Consider the following 18,996-nt stretch of genomic DNA (forward strand, 5'->3'; position numbering starts at 1 on the left):
CGTGGCGACGGCCGGCGACGGGCCTTGGTTGGACGACGCGGCCGGACGTCTGGTGCGCCCCTTCACGGTCAGCAACGGCCGGACCCGGCCCTCCGTCGCGCTCGACCTCCTGTCGCAGGTGATGGCCACCGGTGCCACCCCTCTCGGCTACCTCGGTCCCGAGCACGCGCAGGCCCTCGACCTGTGCCGTGCGCCCGTCTCGGTCGCCGAGGTCGCCGCCCACCTGAAGCTGCCGGCCGCGGTCACCAAGGTGCTGCTGTCGGACCTCGTCGACTGCGGGGCGCTGACCACCAAGCCACCCGAGTTCCACCACAACCCCACTGACCGGTCTCTTCTGGAGGCAGTGCTCGATGGACTACGACGACAGCTCTGACTACGAGAGTGGCCACGACCCCTTCCCCACCGCACTGAAGATCCTGGTGGCGGGTGGTTTCGGAGTCGGCAAGACGACCTTCGTCGGCGCGGTGAGCGAGATCGCGCCGCTCAGCACGGAGGAGCTGCTCACCACGGTCAGTGCCGCGACCGACGATCTCGAAGGCATCGAGAACAAGGTCGAGACGACCGTGGCGATGGACTTCGGCCGGATCACCCTCGACCCGGAACACGTGCTCTATCTGTTCGGTACGCCCGGACAGGAGCGGTTCTGGTTCATGTGGGACGAACTGTCCGAAGGTGCGCTCGGCGCGGTCATCCTCGCCGACACCCGACGTCTGGAGGAGTGCTTCGCGGCCGTCGACTTCTTCGAGCAGCGCGGCCTCGGCTTCATCGTCGCGATCAACGAGTTCGACGGCTCCTACCGCTACGACCCCGAGGAGGTACGGGCCGCCATAGATCTGGACCCAGGGATCCCGGTCGTCCGCTGCGACGCGCGGATCTCCAGTTCCGGCGTGCAGACCCTGCTGACCCTCGTACGCCATCTCATCGCCCACGCTCCGGCGCACGCGCCGAGCCATGGCGCCCACATGTGATTCCCGCACACCCTCATGGAGTTCCTCATATGCCATACGTCCACACGGACGGAGTTCGCCCATGAGCTACGACCCGCCGCGTCCGGCCGGTCGTCTGCTGCTCACGCCGGAGGACAAGGAGGCCCCTCAACGGAGGCGACGGCTGCGCGGGTTGGGCCTGGGGGAGCGTCCGGACCCAGCCCTCGACGCCTTCGCGGACCATCTCGCCGAGCTCACCGCGGCGCCGTACGCCATGGTCAACTTCATTGACGAGAACCGGCAGTTCTTCGCCGGTCTGCACACTCCGGGCGGGGCGGGACTGCCCAGGCCCGGCTCGGGCGGGGAGCACGCCAAGCCCGAGGTGGGGCGGCAGTTGGCGCGTGATTACGGTTTCTGCCCCCATGTGGTGGTCCGACGCAAGGCGCTGGTGCTGGAGGACGTCTGCGACTATCCGCGGTTCGCGGGCAATCCGGTCGTCGACGAGTTCGGGATCCGTTCCTATCTGGGTGCCCCGCTCATCGACTCCACGGGGATGGTGCTGGGCACCGTGTGTGTCGTCGACACGGAGCCGCGGCCGTGGGGGAAGCCGGGGCTTGAGACGATCAAGTCGTCGGCGGCGGAGCTGGTGGTCAGGCTGGAGCACATCGTCGGCTCATAGCCGACCGGTCGTATAGTTGTCATATGGGTAGGACAAGTGACGCCGGAGAGAAGATCCTCGCCGCCGGGCGGTCGCTCTTCGAGGCGCGCGGTTACTCGGCGCTCGGGGTGGCCGAGATCTGCAAGGCGGCCGGAGTGCCCAAGGGCAGCTTCTACTACTTCTACGAGTCGAAGGAGGCCTTCGCGCTGGCCGTCGTCGACGAACACTGGGCGGACCAGCGCCGGGAATGGGCACGTGTCCTCGGCGGGGACGCGCGACCACTGGACCGGCTACGGCAGTTGTTCGAGGAGACGGAGGCCGGGCAGCACGCGGTGCAGCAGGGCTGCGGCACGGTGCTGGGCTGTCTGTTCGGCAACCTCAGTCTGGAGATGAGTAACCAGACCGAGGCCGTTCGCGCGCGGTTGCAGGAGATCTTCGACGCCCAGGTCGAGATGGTCGCCGCGGTCGTCGGCGAGGCGCGTGACCGGGGGGACATCACCGTGACCGACGCGCAGGAGGCGGCGCGCTCCGTCGTCGCCCAGTTGGAGGGCCAGGTGATGTTCGCGAAGCTCTACAACAACACCGGCCGCATGAGCCCCCTTTGGGACAACTGCCTCGCCCTGCTCGGGGCCCGCGCCGCCTGATCAGTGGCGGGTGTCGGTGGGCGTGGTCCGTCGACCCTGGTCGGGCAGCGAGTGTTGTACGGCTGCGGTGTGGTGCGGGAAGCCGCTGCGCAGGGTGGTGGTGAGGACTACCGGGCGGCTGAGCCCCTTCTGTGCCGACTGCCGTGCCCTGTTGGGGCCCGCGCCGCCTGATCAGTGGCCGGCGTCGGTGGGCGTGGTCCGTCGTGCCCGGTCCGGCACGGAGTGGCGTACCGCCACCGCGTGGTGCGGGAAGCCGATGCGCAGGACGGCGGCGGCCGCGGCCGCGGCGAGTACCACCGCGGCGGCCAGGAGCAGGGCCGGGTGGTAGCCGTGGTGCAGGAGCGGGGCGACGGTCAGCGGGCCGAGGATCTGGCCGACGGAGTATCCGGCGGTCAGTAGGGCCACCGAGCGCGGGAACCGCAGCTCCGCCCCGGTCGCCAGGGCGAGCGTGCTGACGCCGATGAAGGTCGCGCCGAACAGCAGCGCGGAGAGCAGAGCCGCCGCGGCCCCGCCGACCAGCGCGGGCAGCGCGATGCCGACCGCCTGGAGCAGCAGCGCCACGCACAGCAGCCCGGGCCGCGACCAGCGGCGCCCGAGCCGTGCCCACAGTGCCGAGGACGGTACGGCCGTCAGCCCGACGAGCACCCACGCGCCGCTGCCGAGCCGGCCGGGGGAGCTCTGGCCGATCGCGGCGACCAGGAAGGTCCCGGCGACGATGTAGCCGATGCCCTCCAGGGTGTAGCTGACGAACAGCGCGCCGAAGCGCCGGTCAACTCTCTTCGCGGGGGCTTCCGTTGGGCTCGCGACCGGCACCTCGTGCCGTAGGTTCCACGCGGCGAGCGCGAGCGCCGTGGCGAGCGCGGCCGAGGACCACCACGCGACCTGCCAGTCCGCGACGGAGCGCAGGGCGAGGACCAGCAGCCCGGAGAGCGCGATGCCCGCGCCCACCCCGCCGAAGCCCCAGCCGGGGAGGTGCGGCGGGTGGTCCCGCGACTGGCCGAGGAGCGAGCTGACCGCGACCACGAAGATCAGCGCGCTCGCCACGCCCGCCAGGAGCCGTAGCGCCATCCAGGCCGTGGTGCTGTGGGTGGCGGGCATCGCCGCGAGGGTGCCGATCAGCAGGACGAGCGCGCTACGCAGCACCGTGCGGGAGCGGACCAGGGCGGGCAGCAGGGTGCCCGCGAGGGCGCCGAGGAGGTAGCCGACGTAGTTGGCGGTGGCCACGTGGGCGCCCGCGTCGGTGGAGAGCCCCGCTTGCGTGTGCATCAGCGGGAGGATCGGGGTGTAGACGAAGCGGCCGACACCCATGCCCGCCGCGAGGGCCGCGGCGACCCGCGCGACGTGCGCCCAGGGCGAGGGCACGCCGCCGTCCGCCCGGGGCGCGGGGACCAGGGCGCGGCGGCTCACGAAGGTGAGATCCCGTGCGTGCGGCGGGAGTTACTCCGCATGGCCGGGGTCGTTCGGGTGCGGCTCCAGCGGGGTGACGGCGAAGGTCATCCACGCGTGCAGGGGCAGCGTGCCGAGCACCTTCTCGTGGAGTTGGTCCTCGTCGTCCGCGAGCCAGACACCGATGCTGCGCCGTTCGCCGACCGGGCGCCACAGCCGCCCCAGATGACCGGTGGCGGCCAGTTCGCGGGAGCGGACCGCCTCGGCGGCACGGCGTCGGTCCACCTCGTCCTTGGGCGTGCCCTCGGGGACGGTGGTGGTGATCTCGACCAGGAACTCTCGCATGACGTCGCTCCGTTCGGGCCCGCCCGGCACGACGAAGGGACGCCGGACTTCCATGCCCTCATCCTGACCCGGGACGGGCACGGGCGCCACGACGGGCTTGCTCCCTGCTGAGAGGGACGGCCTCCCAGGCCCGCGTAGCATGACGGACGTGGAGCTGCGCCAACTGAGGTACTTCGTCGCCGTCGCCGAGGAGCTGAACTTCGGCCGGGCCGCCGACCGCCTCCTGATCGCCGGGCCCTCCCTCTCCCAGCAGATCAAGGCCCTGGAGCGCGACCTGGGCGTACGGCTCTTCGACCGCGACCGTCGCTCGGTCTCCCTCACCCCGGCCGGAGCCGCGCTGCTCCCGCACACCCGGGACCTGCTGGAGCGGGCCGACGACCTCCGGCGCCGGGCCGGGCGGCTCGCGGGTTCGGAGGCGGTCCGGCTCGGCTACGTCAACTGGCTTCCCGCGGACCTGACTTCGCGCACCGCCGGGGCGGCGCAGGTGCATGTCGACGCGTGGGTGGCGCCCTCGCACACACAGGCCGCCCGGGTCGCGGACGGCAGCCTGGACCTCGCCGTGTGCTGGGTACGCGACGAGGACCTGAAACGGCACGGCCTGCGCGCCCGCCTGCTCGGCGCCGACCGGCTGTACGCGGTGGCCCCGGGCACCGACACCGGTGAGGTGCGCGCCCGGGACACCTCCGTCCTCCTCGACGACGACACCAATTCCTGGTCGTCCTGGAACGTGTACGCCGAGCGGCTCGCCCACGACACCGGGGCGCACATGGTGCCCATCTCCGACGGCGGCATCACCGGCCCCGCGTTCTTCGACCACGTCCGGCGCAGCCGCCGCCCGGTCGTCAACTCGCCCAAGGGGCAGACCACTTCGCTGCCGCCCGACCTGGTGCGCCGCGAGATCGTCGCACCGGCCGTGCACTGGACCTGGTCGCTGGTGTGGCGCGAGAGCGAGACACGCACCGGGGTGCTCGCCGCCGTGGACGCGCTCTGCGACGGCGTCAGCGACCTCGGCCTGCGGACCCCCGACGCCTGGCTGCCCGAGGGCGACCCGCACCGCTGACGTGGACTGGGAGGCCGGGCCTCCCAGCAGCGAGGATTCCGGTCCTGGGGAAAGCCCTTCCGACCTTTGCTTTCACCTCTTCGGTCGCCTACCTTCACGAATAGGCGACCGGTCGGCTAGTAGAAACGACCGACCGGGAGCACCTCAGTCACCCCTTCGGAGAAGGTCGTCATGAGCACTCAGAACCAGAAGGTCGCGATCGTCACCGGTGCCTCGCAGGGCATCGGAGCCGGCGTCGTCGAGGCCTACCGCAAGCTCGGCTACGCCGTCGTCGCCACCTCGCGCACCATCGCCCCCGCCGAGGACGCGGACGTGCTGACCGTCCAGGGCGACCTCGCCGACCCGGCGACCGCCGAGCGGGTCGTCGCCGCCGCGATCGAGCGGTTCGGCCGGGTCGACGCGCTGGTCAACAACGCGGGCATCTTCGTCGCCAAGCCCTTCACCGACTACACGGCCGACGACTACGCGACCGTGATCGGCATCAATCTGACCGGCTTCTTCCGGCTCACCCAGCTCGCCATCGGGCACATGCTCACCCGGGGCGGCGGCCACATCGTCAACGTCACCACCAGCCTGGTCGACAACGCGGACGCCCGCGTCCCCTCCGCCCTGGCCTCGCTGACCAAGGGCGGCCTGCAGTCCGCCACCAAGTCCCTCGCCATCGAGTACGCCACCCGGGGCATCCGCGTCAACGCCGTGTCGCCGGGCACCATCAAGACCCCGATGCACGCGGAGGAGACCTACGAGGGCCTCGCCGGTCTGCACCCGGTAGGCCGGATGGGTGAGGTGAGCGACATCGTCGACGCCGTGCTCTTCTTGGAAAGCGCCCCCTTCGTCACCGGCGAGATCCTGCATGTCGACGGCGGTATGAGCGCCGGTCACTGAGAAAGGTCGACGGAGATGAACAGCACGAACGACGACGAAGTCATCCTGCGCGGCGTCCTGGAGCCCTGGAAAACGGCCGTCGACGCCCATGAACCGGAGGCGGTGGCCCGGCTCTTCACCGAGGACGCGATCTTCCAGGGGCTGCACCCCTGCGCCGTCGGCCGCCAGGGAGTCGCCGAGTACTACGCCTCCCAGCCTCTCGGAATGAAGGCCGCCTACGACGTCCTGGAGACCCGGCGGTACGCCGACGACCTCGTACTCGGCTATCTGGACACGGAGTTCACGTTCGCCGACCGGCCGCCGGTCGCCGTCAAGCTCGCCGTACTGGTGAAGCGGCAGGCGGACGGCTGGCACATCGCCCACTACCAGGTATCGCGGCTGGAGGGGTGAGGGGTGTGAAGGAAAGCTGCGGCACCGCTTAAGAAAACCTCGATGGACCCGGGCGCTCCGGTGGGGCAGATTGCTAGCGGAATCCACCCCCACCCCCGGAACGGGCTCGTTCGCCGTGCCCGCGCCCGGGACCTCACCCTCAGGAGCCGTAGCGTTGAAGGCGCTGGTCAAGGAGAAGGCGGAGCCCGGGCTGTGGCTCGCGGACGTCCCGGAGCCCGCCGTCGGACCCGGCGACGTACTGATCAAGGTCCTGCGGACCGGGATCTGCGGCACCGATCTGCACATCCGGTCCTGGGACGGCTGGGCGCGGCGGACGATCCGTACGCCGCTGGTGCTCGGCCACGAGTTCGTCGGCGAGGTCGTCGGGACGGGCCGGGACGTCACCGACATCGCGATCGGTGAACTGGTCAGCGGCGAGGGCCACTTGGTCTGCGGAAAGTGCCGCAACTGCCTGGCCGGGCGCCGCCATCTGTGCCGTGCCACGGTCGGGCTCGGCGTCGGACGGGACGGGGCCTTCGCGGAGTACGTCGCGCTGCCCGCCGCCAACGTGTGGGTGCACCGCGTCCCCGTCGACCTCGATGTCGCCGCGATCTTCGACCCGTTCGGCAACGCCGTGCACACCGCGCTGTCGTTCCCGCTGGTCGGGGAGGACGTACTGATCACCGGTGCGGGCCCGATCGGCCTGATGGCGGCGGCAGTCGTCCGTCACGCCGGTGCGCGCAACGTCATGGTGACCGATGTGAGCGAGGAACGCCTCGCGCTCGCCCGCAAGATCGGCGTGAGCCTCGCCCTCAATGTGACGGACGCTCAGATCGCCGACGGCCAGCGCGAGTTGGGACTCCGCGAGGGCTTCGACATCGGCCTGGAGATGTCCGGCCGCCCCGAGGCGATGCGCGACATGATCGCCAACATGACCCACGGCGGCCGCATCGCGATGCTGGGCCTGCCCGCTCAGGAGTTCCCGGTCGACTGGTCCCGCGTCGTCACCTCGATGCTCACCATCAAGGGCATCTACGGCCGTGAGATGTTCGAGACGTGGTACGCGATGTCGGTGCTGCTGGAGGGCGGTCTGGACCTCGCGCCCGTGATCACCGGCCGGTACGGTCACCGTGACTTCGAGGCGGCGTTCGCGGACGCCGCGAGCGGCAAGGGCGGCAAGGTCATCCTCGACTGGACCGCGTAACTCCCTTTCGGCGAAGGAACTTTAGGAGCTTTCCCCATGTTCGACTCCGTGCGCGACGACCTCCGCACCACCCTCGACGAGATCCGCGCCGCCGGACTCCACAAGCCCGAGCGCGTGATCGGCTCCCCGCAGTCCGCGACGGTGAACGTCACCGCGGGCGGCCGTCCCGGCGAGGTCCTCAACTTCTGCGCCAACAACTACCTCGGCCTCGCCGACCACCCCGAGGTCGTCGCAGCCGCCCACGCGGCCCTCGACCGCTGGGGCTACGGCATGGCCTCCGTCCGCTTCATCTGCGGAACCCAGGAGGTCCACAAGGAACTCGAGGCCCGCCTCTCCGGGTTCCTCGGCCAGGAGGACACGATCCTCTACTCCTCCTGCTTCGACGCCAACGGCGGTGTCTTCGAAACCCTGTTGGGCCCGGAGGACGCGGTCGTCTCCGACGCGCTGAACCACGCGTCGATCATCGACGGCATCCGCCTCTCCAAGGCCCGCCGACTCCGGTACGCCAACCGCGACATGGCCGATCTGGAACAGCAGTTGAAGGAAGCGTCGAGTGCCCGGCGCAAGCTGATCGTCACCGACGGCGTCTTCTCCATGGACGGCTATGTCGCCCCGCTGCGCGAGATCTGTGACCTCGCCGACCGCTACGACGCGATGGTCATGGTCGACGACTCGCACGCCGTCGGCTTCGTCGGCCCCGGCGGCCGGGGCACCCCCGAACTGCACGGCGTCATGGACCGCGTCGACATCATCACCGGCACCCTCGGCAAGGCCCTCGGCGGCGCCTCCGGCGGCTACGTCGCCGCCCGCGCCGAGATCGTCGCGCTGCTGCGCCAGCGCTCCCGGCCGTACCTCTTCTCGAACACCCTCGCCCCGGTGATCGCGGCGGCCTCCCTGAAGGTGCTCGACCTGCTGGAGTCCGCGGACGACCTGCGCGTCCAACTCCGCGAGAACACCGCCCTGTTCCGCCGCCGGATGACCGAGGAGGGCTTCGACATCCTCCCCGGCGACCACGCCATCGCCCCCGTGATGATCGGCGACGCGACGCTGGCCGGCCGGATGGCGGAGCTGCTCCTGGAGCGCGGCGTGTACGTCATCGGCTTCTCGTACCCGGTCGTCCCGCAGGGCCAGGCCCGTATCCGGGTCCAGCTCTCCGCCGCGCACTCGACGGAGGACGTGAACCGGGCGGTCGACGCGTTCGTCGCTGCGCGGGCGGAGCTGGACGCCTGAGCGGACCGAGCGGCCAGGACGGCTGGGAGGGGCGAGCTGGGAGGGCTGAGGGCGGGGTGATCAGCCCGGATACCCAGGAGGACCGAACAGCTCGGACATATTGCGATAATCGATCCATGATCGAAGCGCGGCGGCTCCATATCCTCCGTGCGGTGGCCGACCACCGCACCGTGACGGCGGCGGCCGCCGCGCTGTATCTCACCCCCTCGGCGGTCTCCCAGCAGCTCGCCGCCCTGGAGCAGGAGACCGGCCACCGCCTGGTCGAGCGGGGCGCCAAGGGCGTACGGCTGACCCCGGCCGGCGAGATCCTGCTCGGCCACACCAATGTGGTCCTGGCCCAGCTGGAGCGGGCCGAGGCGGAACTCGCCGCCTACAGCTCGGGCGCGGCCGGCACGGTGACGGTGGCCGCGTTCGCGACGGGCATCGCACAGGTCGTGGCACCGGCGGTGGCCCGGCTCTCCTCGCTGGCCCCCGGTATCCGCCTCCGCGTCCAGGACGCCGAGGGCGACGCCAGCCTGCCGATGGTGCTGGACCGGCAGGTGGACGTCGCGGTCGCCGTCGAGTACCGCGGGGCCCCGCCCGCCGACGACCCCCGCCTGATCCATGTCCCGCTCTACGCCGAGCCGTTCGACGTGGTCGTCCCGCTCACCCACCGCCTCGCCGACACCGACGAGATCCCCCTCGCCGAACTGGCCAAGGACCCGTGGATCGGCCCCTACCCAGGCAACCCCTGCCACGAGGTCACCGTCCTCGCCTGCGAGAACTCCGGATTCCAGCCCCGCCTCGAACACTCCTCGGACGACTTCCGCGCCGTTGTCGCCCTGGCCTCGGTCGACGCGGGCGTGGCCCTCGTCCCCCGCTCGGCGCTGCGCGGCATGGACCTGACGGGCGTGGTGGTCCGGCCCGTCGACGGAGTGGCGCCGACCCGCCGGGTCTTCGCCGCCGTACGACGCGGCACGGAGGAGCACCCGCTGATCCGACCGGTACTGGACGCACTGGAAGAAGTGGCCCGGATGTAATCTCGCTGTCTCATATCCGGGATACCGTCCCGCATATGAAATCCGAGGAAACGGTGACGGCCGTCGACCCGATGGACGTCAGACTCGGCGCCCGGCTCGCCGAGCTGCGCGCCCAACACGGCTGGTCCCTGGGGGAGTTGGCGGAGCGCAGCGGGGTGAGCCGGTCGACCCTCTCCCGCGCCGAACGCGCCGAGATCAGCCCCACCGCCTCCCTCCTCAACCGCCTGTGCGGTGTCTACGGCCGGACCATGTCCCAACTCCTCAGCGAGGTGGAGGCCGAACCCGCCCTGCTGGTCCGCGCCGCCGAGCAACCGGTGTGGGAGGACCGCGCCTCCGGTTTCGTACGACGGTCCGTGTCGCCCCCGCACACCGGGCTGCGCGGCGAACTCGTCGAGGGGCGGCTCCGGGCGGGCGCCGACCTCGCCTACGACCGCCCGCCCGTGCCCGGTCTGGAACAGCACATCTGGGTCCTGGAGGGCGCCCTCGACGTGACGGCCCAGGACACCGGGCACCATCTGGACGCCGGTGACTGTCTGCGGTTGCGGGTGTGGGGGCCGACGCGGTTCCGCTGCCCGGGGCCCGACAGCGTGCGCTATGTGCTGGCGGTGGTGCTGCCGTGAGGGTGACACGCCTGGACGCGCCCCAACTGCTCGCTGTCGTCGACGAGTTGGCGGACCTGCTGACCGACACCGTGGACGACGGCGCCTCGGTCGGCTTCCTCGCGCCGCTCGGCCGGACGGCGGCCGTCGGGTGGTGGCGGGAGCGGGCCGGCGGTGTGGCCGCCGGGCAGCTCGCCGTGTGGGCGGCGCTGAACGGCGACCGGGTCGTCGGCACGGTCGGCCTGGTCTTCCCCGACAAGCCCAACAGCCGCCACCGCGCCGAGCTGGTCAAGCTCATGGTGCACCGCGAGGCCAGGGGAGCGGGCCTCGGCCGCCGCCTCCTGACCACCGCCGAGGACGCGGCCGTCGCCGCCGGCATCACCCTCCTGCATCTGGACACCGAGACCGACAGCCCCGCCGAGCACCTGTACCGCACCGCCGGCTGGACCCGGGCCGGCGTGATCCCGGACTACGCGGCGAGCCCGGCGGGGGTGTTGCGGCCGACGACGCTCTACTACAAGCGGGTTGCCGATGCGGAGCCTCCGACCAGGTGATTGTCAGTGGTGGACGCTATGTTGCGTCTCATGCCGGATGCCGAAGACGTACGCCGTATCGCCCTCTCCCTCCCGGACACGACGGAGAAGGTCGCCTGGAACATGCCCACGTTCCGGGTGGCCGGGAAGATGTTCGTGACGGTGCCCGAGGAGGAGACCTCCATCGCCGTGCGCTGCCCCAAGGAGGAGCGCGACGAACTGGTCCTGGCCGAGCCGGACAAGTTCTGGATCGCCGACCACGAGGCGGGCTTCGCCTGGGTCCGGGCCCGCCTCTCCGCGCTGGAGAGCGAGGACGAGCTCCGCGACATCCTCGCCGACTCCTGGCGCCAGGCGGCCCCGCCCCGACTCCTCGACACCTACCCCGAGTTGGGCCTGCCGGCCGGCTCCGGCGACTGACATCCCCTCGGGCGTTGTCAGTGGTGCGTGGCATGATCCGGAAGCGGAAGCGGAAGCGGAAGCGGAAGCGGGAGCAGCGGCAGGGGCGGGGGTGGGCGGAGTGGCCGGGGGAGCCGAAGGCGATGACATCGTTGCCGTGGCGGACGGCGGTTCGGTGGCGCGGGGCGTCGATGGTGGCGAACGGCCCGTCTGGTCACGGGACTTCGCGCTGTTCTTCGTCGCACGCGCCGTCGCCCGGCTCGGCGACACCATGCTGCCCGTGGCCCTCGCCGCCGGCCTCCTGGAACACGGCTACGGCGCGGGTGCGGTCGGCCTCGCCATGGCCTCTACGGCCGCCGCCTTCGCGGGACTTGTCGTCTTCGGCGGGGTGATCGCCGACCGGTTCAGCACCCGGAAACTGATGATCGGCGCCGACCTGGTGCGCCTCGGCACCCAGTCCCTCGCCGCCGCGGTCTTCTTCACCGGCCATGTCGTGCTCTGGGAGATCTGCGCGATCGGCTTCGCCAACGGCGTCGCGGGCGCGGTGTTCCAGCCCGGCGTGGCGAGTACGGTGCCGAGACTCGCCTCCGACATCCAGGGCGCGAACGGCGCGATACGCATCGCCGAGTCCGCCGCCCAACTCGCGGGTCCGGCCGTGGCGGGCGTCCTGGTCGGATTCACCTCGCCCGGGGGCGTGTTCGCGGCCCACGCCGCCACGTACGCGGTGAGCGCCCTGTGCCTTCTGCTGCTGCGGCTGCCCCCGCTCGCCCCGGGCAGCCGCGCGCCCGGGCACGGAAAGGGCGCCTTCAAGGCCGATCTGGTCGAGGGCTGGCGGGAGTTCACCTCCCGCGCCTGGCTCTGGGGAGTCATCGCCGTCTGGTGCCTCTACATGATCGCCGTATCGGGCCCGACCACACCGCTCGTGGCGACCCAGGTGGTGCAACAGCACGGCCCGCGCGCCTACGGCCTGATCAACTCGGCCCTCGGCGCGGGCACCGTCGTGGGCGGACTGCTCGCCCTGCGGCTGCGCCCCCGCCGAATGCTCCGGGCCGGGGCGATCGCCCTCTTCGCCTTCGCCGCTTTCCCGGCGGCCGTGGGAGCGGGGCTCGGTGTACCGGCCATGGCCGCCGGAGCCGCTGTCGCCGGGGTGGGTCTGTCCTTCTGGGGCGTGATGTGGGCGACGAGCGTCCAGACCCAGGTCCCACCGGACGTCCTCAACCGCATCCACGCGTACGACGTGGCGGGCTCCCTCGCGATGCTGCCCGTCGGCCAGGCCCTGGCGGGCCCCGCCGCCGCGACCCTCGGCGCCGACCGGGTCCTCCTCGTCGCGGGCGCGATGAGCCTCGTGGTGCCGACCGCCCTGCTTCTGGTCCCTGCGGTACGCGGGCTGATACGGGCCGACGCGATACCGGTCGGCCTGAGTGTGCCGAGTGTCTCCATCGCCCCCCTTGCCCCGAGCGACGCGGCGGTACGTGAACGGGCGTGCCCGCAGGAGAGCTGACGGCTACGGGGAGGGTGGAGGCGGTGTGTCGTAGGGCGTGGTTTCGACCGGACTTCAGGTCAAGCGGGCCCGAAGAAAGGCGGGCGCGATCATCGACGCGAGTGCGGTATTGTTTCCATGCGCGTTCAACCAGGGGAAACCCCAGGTCAGACGGGCATCGGGACGTGGCGCAGCTTGGTAGCGCACTTGACTGGGGGTCAAGGGGTCGCAGGTTCAAATCCTGTCGTCCCGACAGAGCGAAGGGTCTTCGCGGGCGAGAGCCTGTGGGGGCCCTTTTCGTATGGCCCGTATCCGATCTTCGAGCGGGCGCGGGCCGCCGTATGCCAAATGAGGCGTACGGCGCCCGCGTCGTCGGCTTCGGGTCAGCAGGTCGGTACGTCCAGCCAGGCCGGGCCCTTGATGTAGATGTTGGTCAGCCAGGAACCGTCCGTCAGCTTGGACCAGGCGTCGTTGGTGTAGCCCTCGGCCGTGACCTCCTGGGCGTGGGACTGGCAGACGACGTTGACCGTGGTGGGCTGGGCGAAGTAGTCGACCACGCCGGCGTTGACGTTCGGCTGGCTGTGGGTGCGGACGCCGGTGCCCCAGGTCTGGAAGGGCTTGCTGCCCCCTGAGGGCGGCGGGGTGCCGCTGCCGCCGCAGTCCGGGATGCCGGGCAGCGAGGCCGGGCCCTTGATGTAGATGTTGGTCAGCCAGGAACCGTCGGCCAGCTTGGACCAGATGTCGTTGGTGTAGCCCTCGGCCGTGACGGACTCGGCGTGCTCCTGGCACTGGACGGACACCTGGGTCGGACCGGCGAAGGTGTCCACCACGGCACCGCGCGTGCTCGGCGTGGCGTGGGTGCGGACACCGGTGCCCCAGGTCTCGAAGACCGTACCGCCGTTCGCGGGCGGCGGGGTGGGGGTGCCCGACCCGTTGATCCGGATCGCGCCCGCGTAGTCGCCGCCGGTGCGGACGGGGGCGACCCGGATGTGGGTGCCCGACTCGTACGCCTCGACCATCTGCCCGTTGCCCAGATACATGGCGACGTGGTGGACGTGCCCGCTGCCCCAGAACATCAGGTCGCCCGGCAGCAGCGGGGCGGCGCCCTGCGCGGCGGAGAAGCGGGCCGAGGCCTGCGAGCTGTGGAACTGGTCGTCCGCCGTGCCGTTGAGCAGGTCCTTGCCGGTGGCCTGGTAGTAGGCGTAGCGCATCAGGCCGGAGCAGTCGAAGCCCTTGCGCTCGTTGTCGTGGAGGCTGTCGGGGTCCGAGCCGTCGTAGTAGCCGTAGCTGGCGCCCGGTGTGGCCGCGTGCCCGCCGCCCCAGCTGTACCAGACGCCGATCTGCGAACAGGCGGCGTTCACCGCGGCCTGCGCGGTGGCCGAGGCGCCCGGCGCCAGGACACCGCAGGTGGCGTCCTGCGCGGCGTGGGCCGGGGCGGAGAAGAACGCGGACAGGGCGAGGACCGAGGCCCCCAGGACCGCGCCGCTGGTCCGGCGGCGCGTGCTGCTGGTGTTCACGGAAGTCTTCCTTCGTCGAGATGACGTCACCGGACGGACCGGCGACGGCGGTGAGGACGTGCGTGCCGCTCCACACCCCCGTGGAGGAGCGGCACGAGCTAGTTGCCGAGCGCGTCGCGCATCTTGGCCAGGCCGCGCATCCGGTTGCGCTGGACCGTGCCGCGGTGGGCGCCGAGCCGTTCGCCCGCGGTGTCGTGACTGAGACCCTCCAGGTCCACGAGGATCACCGCCGCGGCCTCCTTCTCGGAGAGCACACCCAGCAGCGCCAGCGTGATCTGGGACGCCTCGTAGGAGGCCAGCCCGCCGTCCCAGCCCGATTCGGGCAGCCGGTCGGTGGACTGCTCGCGCCGGGAGGGGTGCTGCCACGCGTCGCGCAGCAGGTTCAGGGCGACGGTGCAGGTGTAGGCGTACGGGTGCTGCTGCCGCGTCAGGTTCTGGGCGCGGGCGCGTCGGGAGAGCCGTAGGTAGGTCTCCTGGAGCAGGTCGTCGGCGTCGTGCGGGTTGCCGGTCAGGGCCAGCAGCCGTCGGCGCAGGCGTGGCATGTCGGCGGCGAAGGACGTGTCGAAGTCCTTCGGACTCATCCGGTCGTCGTCCTCCCGCCGCGGTGGCGGGACGGCGCAGGTTCCGGTCTCCAATGCTGGTTCCCCCTCGGTCGTGCGGTGCGGTCGTGGTGCGGTCCGCTCGGTGGCTGGTCAGGCCGTCGAGCCGGGTGGGGCGGCGGGGCCGTAGCGGGCGGCCGGTGCGCGGCGCAGCAGCGCCCAGTACCGGTCGCCGTACGACCAGTGCCACCATTCGGTCGGGTAGTTGACGAAGCCGGTCGCGTCGAGGGCCCAGCTCATGAGGGCCCGGTTGGCGCGTGCCTCGGCGCTGATGCCCGGTGCCTCGGTGCGGCAGGCGCCGTCGCTCTCCTCGGGGGTCGCGTTGACCTCCGTGCCCAGCGGCAGTTCCCGGCCGTCCTGGTCGCACAGCGTCAGGTCGACGGCACCGCCGCTGACGTGCGGTGCGACCTCCGGCGGGGAGATGTACGCGCTCGCCAGCTCGCGGATCCGCTCCGGCGACGCGTCCGGGTGGGCCCGGCGCATGGTCTGCGCGTACTTCTCGAAGTACCGGCGTTGCAGTTCGGGCGGCCGGTACCCCTCCACCACCAGGAACCGGACCCCGGCCGGCAGCAGCCGCTGGGCCCGCACCAGCCGCCGTAGCGCGCCGGCCCTGAGGTGGGCGTAGTCGCCGTCGTCGTCGGCCTGGCGGTGGTCGATCCACAGGTTGCCCGTGCCGCGCAGGTCGACCAGGGGTTCGCCGCAGTCGTCCTCCGCCACCGCGGCGACCCGGGCGTCCGAGAGAGTGATGATCTCTGTCACGTGCATCAGCATCGCGGACCCCGCTGCAGGTGCTCTGCAAGTTGCCTGCAAGCGGGTCACCAGGACTTCTGCAGCCGTACGGACTACCCGGCGCCGGCCGCCTGCTCCTGTGCCTCGCGGCAGCCCAACTCCCGGAAGACACCGAGAGCTTCGGCCCTGGCCGCCCGCGCGCCCGAGGCGTCGCCCTGTGCCTCCCGCACCTCGGCCAGGTTCCGCAGCGTTCGGGCCCGCCACAGGGGCAGCCGCAGGGTCTCCCAGGTCGACAGCGCGCGCTCCAGCGGCTCGCGCGCGCCGTCCGGATCGCCGGCGGCCAACTGGCACTCGCCCAGCGTGCGCAGGACGAGCGCCTCGCCGAAGCGGTCCTGGCGCTCGCGGGCCACGGTCAGACAGCGGCCGAGCCGCGCCCGTGCCGCGTCGAGCCGGCCGAGCCTCAACTCCGTCTTGGCCAGCGACTGTTCGGTGTACATCACGCCGAAGGTGTCCCGCAGACCCGCGAAGATCCGCAGTGCCTCGTGCAGCAGCCGCTCGGCGTCCGCGAGCGCGCCCTCGGCCCGGTCGCACAGGGCCAGCGAGCGCAGGGTCAGTGCCTCGCCGTGCCGGTCGCCCGCCGCGCGGTACAGGTCCAGTGCCCGCCCGAGAGCCTCCCGGGCCTGCGCGTCGCGCCCCTGTTCCCGGTGCACATAGCCGATGCCGTACAGCACCCGGGCCCGCGCGCCCGGCTCGGCGGACTCGCCGTACCGCTCCAGCGCGGTGTCCAACAGCTCCGACGCCTCGGCGTACCCGGCCTGTTCACGGCGGGCCGTGCCCATCCCGGCGAGTGCGAGCGCCACCCCCTCGGGCACGTCACCGCGCGCCTCGAACAGTCGCAGGGCGTTGCCGAAGTAGGTGTACGACTCCTCGAACTCGTCCTGCTCATAGCGCAGTTGGCCCAGCCCCGCGAGCAGCCAGGCCTCTTCCTCGACGTCCCCGCCGCGGTGTACGGCGGCCATGGCCGCGGCGTGCGAGCGGGACCAGGCGTCGAACTGGTTGTACAGGGCCGCCGAACTCGCGATCAGCGCTCCCGCCAGGTCGCGGGCGGCGCGGACCATGCCGTGGTCGGCGCAGTACTCCACCGCCGCGAGCAGACCGGCCTGTTCGGCGGCGAACCAGGACGTGGGCCGCTCCAGCAGCTCTTCCTCGGTCGCCGCGTCGAGGGGCCGTACGGCGGCCGGTTCGGGGAAGCGCCGGGCGGCTCCGCCCGGGCCGAGCGCGGCCGCCTTCTCGGCCAGACCCAGCCAGGAGGCCACCAGCCGCAGCACGGCCGCCGTACGCTCCTCGGTGCTCTCCTCGGACAGACAGCGCTCGCGGGCGTGTTCGCGGGCCAGGTCGTGGATGCGGTACCGGCTGCGGCCCGTGTCGTCGACGCCGATCACGTCGATGAAGTGGCAGTCCACCAGCCGCTCCACCGCCTCCTCGGCCTCCTCCGTGCCGATGTCCAGCAGCGGGGCGGCGATCCAGGCCGCGAAGTCCGGCAGGTCGAGCAGGGCCAGCCGGCGCAGCGCCCGGCGCTCCGGCGGGTCCAGGTCGGCGTAGCCGAGTTCCAGGCTGGTGCGCAACTCCAGGTCCCCGGCGCTCAGTTCGCTCAGCCGGCGGCGTTCGTCGCGCAGCCGGTCGGCGAGCCGGCCGGGCGCCCAGTGCGGGCGGGCCGCCAGCCGGGCGCCCGCGATGCGCACCGCCAGCGGCAGCCGTCCGCACAGCGAGACGATCTCGGCGGCCCGCTCCGGTTCGGCGCTCGTGCGGTCCGGACCGGCGACGCGGCGCAGCAGTTCGAGCGCCTCCGCCCGGTCGGGCACGGCCAGGTCCAGGTGGGCGGAGCCCTCCAGCGCCACCAGTCGGCGGCGGCTCGTGACGAGGACGGCGCAGCCCGGACCGGGGGGCAGCAGAGGTCGTATGTGCGCCTCGCCCGCCGCGTTGTCGAGGATCAGAAGGATGCGCCGGTGTCCGATGTAGGTGCGGTACAGACCCGTCAGCTCCTCGACCGAGGTCGGCAGGGTCTCGGGGTCGGCGCCCATGGCGCGCAGCAGCCGGGCGAGGGCGTCGGCGGACTGGAGCGGCGCGGTGTCGGCCGCCCGCAGGTCCACGAACAGGCGGCCGTCCGGGAAGAGTTCGGACATACGGTGGCCGACATGTACGGCGAGCGCGGTCTTGCCCGTTCCGGACCGGCCGGAGATCACCCCGATCGGCGGAGCGGTACGGCCCGCCTCGTCGACCCCGCCCACCAGCGAGGCGGCCCAGGCGATCTGCTCGGAGCGGCCCACGAAGTCGGCTATGTCGGGCGGGAGATGGGACGGCGCGGGCCACGCCCGGCGGGCGGGCGTGCCGCCCGGCGGCGGCTTCGGGGGCTCTGAAGGTTCTCGCCCGGCCCGGGGCGGGCGTGCGATGCCCGGCACCTGAGTGTCATTGGTCAGTGCCGCCTGGTGCAGTGCCCGCAACTCCGGGCCGGGATCGATGCCCAGCTCCTCTCGCAGGATCGTGCGGCCCTCCCTGTACGTGCGCAGGGCGTCGGAGACCCGGCCGGTGCGGACCAGGGCGGTCATCAGCTGGCCGCGCGGTCGTTCCCGCAGGGGGTGGGCGGCGACGTGCGCGAGCAGTGGGGCGATCGTCCGGTCCGCGCGGCCCAGATCGAGATGCAGACCGAAGGACTCCTCCTGGGCGACGAGTCGCAGTTCGGCCAGCCGGGCCGCCTCGATCCGGGCGAACGACTGGCCCAGTCCTTCCAGCGCCTCCTGACCGCGCCACAGTGCCAGCGCCTCGGGCAGCAGGTCGGCGGCCTCCTCCAGGCGGCCCGCCGCGGCGGCGGCCCGGCCCGCGGCGAGCAGGTCCTCGAACCGGCGGGCGTCGATCTGGGACGGTTCGAGGTCGACGACGTAGCCGGGCGGTCGCGTCCGGACCACCGCGGCGTCCGTGACCTGGGCCAGTGCCCGGCGTACGGCGGAGACATGGGTGGCCACCAGGGCGCCCGCGGTGGCCGGCGCCTGCTCGTCCCAGACACAGTCCACGAGCCGGTCGGTGGAGAGCACCTCACCGAGGTGGACGACCAGTGCCGACAGGACCGCGAGGGGTCTGACGCCGCCGAGCGGGGCCCGTCGGTCTCCGGCCCACACCTCGACCGGACCGAGCAGCCGCACTTCGAACATCGTTCCCCGATCGCCGCACCGCCCGCCCCATGGCACGGCAAAGATATCGGCGAACATGCCCACGACACAGCGAGGACCGGACCGCCGTGACCGGATTCGATCGTTTCGGCGGACCGGTGTCCCTCACCTGCAACGTCATGGCAGGTGATGCCTGTTGGCCGTGCCTCGGTCAGCGGTCGGTGCTCCTCCCTTCTCTCGCCGGTTGGCTCGT

General features: G+C 72.0%; 20 protein-coding genes and 1 tRNA gene. 15 read left to right on the plus strand and 6 right to left on the minus strand.

Annotated features, from left to right (window positions below):
- Position 1: 1 nt before the first annotated feature.
- From ACIRRY_RS02915 to ACIRRY_RS02930, 4 genes are all read left to right on the plus strand, one after another.
- Positions 2 to 373 (plus strand): DUF742 domain-containing protein, encoded by a 372-nt coding sequence (locus ACIRRY_RS02915; RefSeq protein WP_033281763.1) that lies wholly within the window; start codon positions 2 to 4, stop codon positions 371 to 373.
- Positions 351 to 968, plus strand: a complete 618-nt coding sequence (locus ACIRRY_RS02920) for an ATP/GTP-binding protein (protein WP_033281764.1) — start codon at positions 351 to 353, stop codon at positions 966 to 968. The genes ACIRRY_RS02915 and ACIRRY_RS02920 overlap by 23 nt, the downstream gene beginning before the upstream one ends.
- 61 nt (positions 969 to 1,029) lie before the next feature.
- On the plus strand, positions 1,030 to 1,605 hold the full coding sequence (locus ACIRRY_RS02925; RefSeq protein ID WP_403967224.1) for a GAF domain-containing protein: 576 nt from the start codon (positions 1,030 to 1,032) through the stop codon (positions 1,603 to 1,605).
- Positions 1,606 to 1,628: 23 nt separating this feature from the next.
- Positions 1,629 to 2,228, plus strand: a complete 600-nt coding sequence (locus ACIRRY_RS02930) for a TetR/AcrR family transcriptional regulator (protein ID WP_403967226.1) — start codon at positions 1,629 to 1,631, stop codon at positions 2,226 to 2,228.
- Positions 2,229 to 2,399: 171 nt separating this feature from the next.
- Here the strand turns inward: ACIRRY_RS02930 and ACIRRY_RS02935 are convergent, their stop codons facing one another.
- Positions 2,400 to 3,536 carry a YbfB/YjiJ family MFS transporter gene (locus ACIRRY_RS02935; protein ID WP_403968332.1) on the minus strand — a complete coding sequence of 379 codons (1,137 nt, stop codon included), beginning with the start codon at positions 3,534 to 3,536 and terminating at the stop codon, positions 2,400 to 2,402.
- A gap of 129 nt (positions 3,537 to 3,665) precedes the next feature.
- Entirely contained in the window at positions 3,666 to 3,959 is a 294-nt protein-coding gene (locus ACIRRY_RS02940) for a muconolactone Delta-isomerase family protein (protein WP_403967228.1), read from the minus strand.
- 139 nt (positions 3,960 to 4,098) lie between these two features.
- Between ACIRRY_RS02940 and ACIRRY_RS02945 the strand changes: the two genes are divergently transcribed.
- From ACIRRY_RS02945 to ACIRRY_RS02995, 11 genes are all read left to right on the plus strand, one after another.
- The gene (locus tag ACIRRY_RS02945; RefSeq protein ID WP_403967230.1) at positions 4,099 to 5,019 is read left to right on the plus strand and encodes a LysR family transcriptional regulator; all 921 of its coding nucleotides are present in this window, start codon (positions 4,099 to 4,101) and stop codon (positions 5,017 to 5,019) included.
- A 171-nt stretch (positions 5,020 to 5,190) separates the two neighbouring features.
- Positions 5,191 to 5,904 carry an SDR family NAD(P)-dependent oxidoreductase gene (locus tag ACIRRY_RS02950; protein ID WP_403967232.1) on the plus strand — a complete coding sequence of 238 codons (714 nt, stop codon included), beginning with the start codon at positions 5,191 to 5,193 and terminating at the stop codon, positions 5,902 to 5,904.
- A 15-nt stretch (positions 5,905 to 5,919) separates the two neighbouring features.
- Positions 5,920 to 6,294 carry a YybH family protein gene (locus ACIRRY_RS02955; protein WP_403967234.1) on the plus strand — a complete coding sequence of 125 codons (375 nt, stop codon included), beginning with the start codon at positions 5,920 to 5,922 and terminating at the stop codon, positions 6,292 to 6,294.
- A gap of 154 nt (positions 6,295 to 6,448) precedes the next feature.
- Positions 6,449 to 7,477 carry an L-threonine 3-dehydrogenase gene (gene tdh, locus ACIRRY_RS02960; RefSeq protein WP_403967236.1) on the plus strand — a complete coding sequence of 343 codons (1,029 nt, stop codon included), beginning with the start codon at positions 6,449 to 6,451 and terminating at the stop codon, positions 7,475 to 7,477.
- 36 nt (positions 7,478 to 7,513) lie between these two features.
- A complete protein-coding gene (locus ACIRRY_RS02965) occupies positions 7,514 to 8,707 on the plus strand; it encodes a glycine C-acetyltransferase (protein WP_403967238.1) in 1,194 nt (397 codons plus the stop codon).
- 116 nt (positions 8,708 to 8,823) lie between these two features.
- Positions 8,824 to 9,726: a LysR family transcriptional regulator gene (locus ACIRRY_RS02970; RefSeq protein ID WP_403967240.1), complete on the plus strand. Its 903-nt coding sequence runs from the start codon at positions 8,824 to 8,826 to the stop codon at positions 9,724 to 9,726.
- Between the two features lie 35 nt (positions 9,727 to 9,761).
- Positions 9,762 to 10,346, plus strand: a complete 585-nt coding sequence (locus tag ACIRRY_RS02975) for a helix-turn-helix domain-containing protein (RefSeq protein WP_403967242.1) — start codon at positions 9,762 to 9,764, stop codon at positions 10,344 to 10,346.
- On the plus strand, positions 10,343 to 10,879 hold the full coding sequence (locus tag ACIRRY_RS02980; RefSeq protein ID WP_403967244.1) for a GNAT family N-acetyltransferase: 537 nt from the start codon (positions 10,343 to 10,345) through the stop codon (positions 10,877 to 10,879). Before ACIRRY_RS02975 ends, ACIRRY_RS02980 begins: the two co-directional genes overlap by 4 nt.
- A 30-nt stretch (positions 10,880 to 10,909) precedes the next feature.
- Positions 10,910 to 11,275 carry an MmcQ/YjbR family DNA-binding protein gene (locus ACIRRY_RS02985; protein WP_403967246.1) on the plus strand — a complete coding sequence of 122 codons (366 nt, stop codon included), beginning with the start codon at positions 10,910 to 10,912 and terminating at the stop codon, positions 11,273 to 11,275.
- 136 nt (positions 11,276 to 11,411) lie between these two features.
- Entirely contained in the window at positions 11,412 to 12,755 is a 1,344-nt protein-coding gene (locus tag ACIRRY_RS02990; protein WP_403967248.1) for an MFS transporter, read from the plus strand.
- Positions 12,756 to 12,913: 158 nt separating this feature from the next.
- Positions 12,914 to 12,987, plus strand: a tRNA-Pro gene (locus ACIRRY_RS02995).
- 130 nt (positions 12,988 to 13,117) lie between these two features.
- Here the strand turns inward: ACIRRY_RS02995 and ACIRRY_RS03000 are convergent.
- The 4 genes from ACIRRY_RS03000 to ACIRRY_RS03015 all read right to left on the minus strand — a co-directional run bounded on the left by ACIRRY_RS03000 (position 13,118) and on the right by ACIRRY_RS03015 (position 18,785).
- Complete coding sequence (locus ACIRRY_RS03000) at positions 13,118 to 14,251, minus strand: C40 family peptidase (RefSeq protein WP_403967250.1); 1,134 nt, start codon at positions 14,249 to 14,251, stop codon at positions 13,118 to 13,120.
- Positions 14,252 to 14,349: 98 nt separating this feature from the next.
- Entirely contained in the window at positions 14,350 to 14,832 is a 483-nt protein-coding gene (locus ACIRRY_RS03005; RefSeq protein WP_403967252.1) for an RNA polymerase sigma factor, read from the minus strand.
- Positions 14,833 to 14,943: 111 nt separating this feature from the next.
- Positions 14,944 to 15,609: a M15 family metallopeptidase gene (locus ACIRRY_RS03010; RefSeq protein ID WP_403967254.1), complete on the minus strand. Its 666-nt coding sequence runs from the start codon at positions 15,607 to 15,609 to the stop codon at positions 14,944 to 14,946.
- 83 nt (positions 15,610 to 15,692) lie between these two features.
- Entirely contained in the window at positions 15,693 to 18,785 is a 3,093-nt protein-coding gene (locus ACIRRY_RS03015; RefSeq protein ID WP_403967256.1) for an AfsR/SARP family transcriptional regulator, read from the minus strand.
- Positions 18,786 to 18,996 lie beyond the last annotated feature (211 nt).

It is taken from the genome of Streptomyces sp. NPDC101776 (genome assembly GCF_044766845.1).
Lineage (GTDB): Bacteria > Actinomycetota > Actinomycetes > Streptomycetales > Streptomycetaceae > Streptomyces.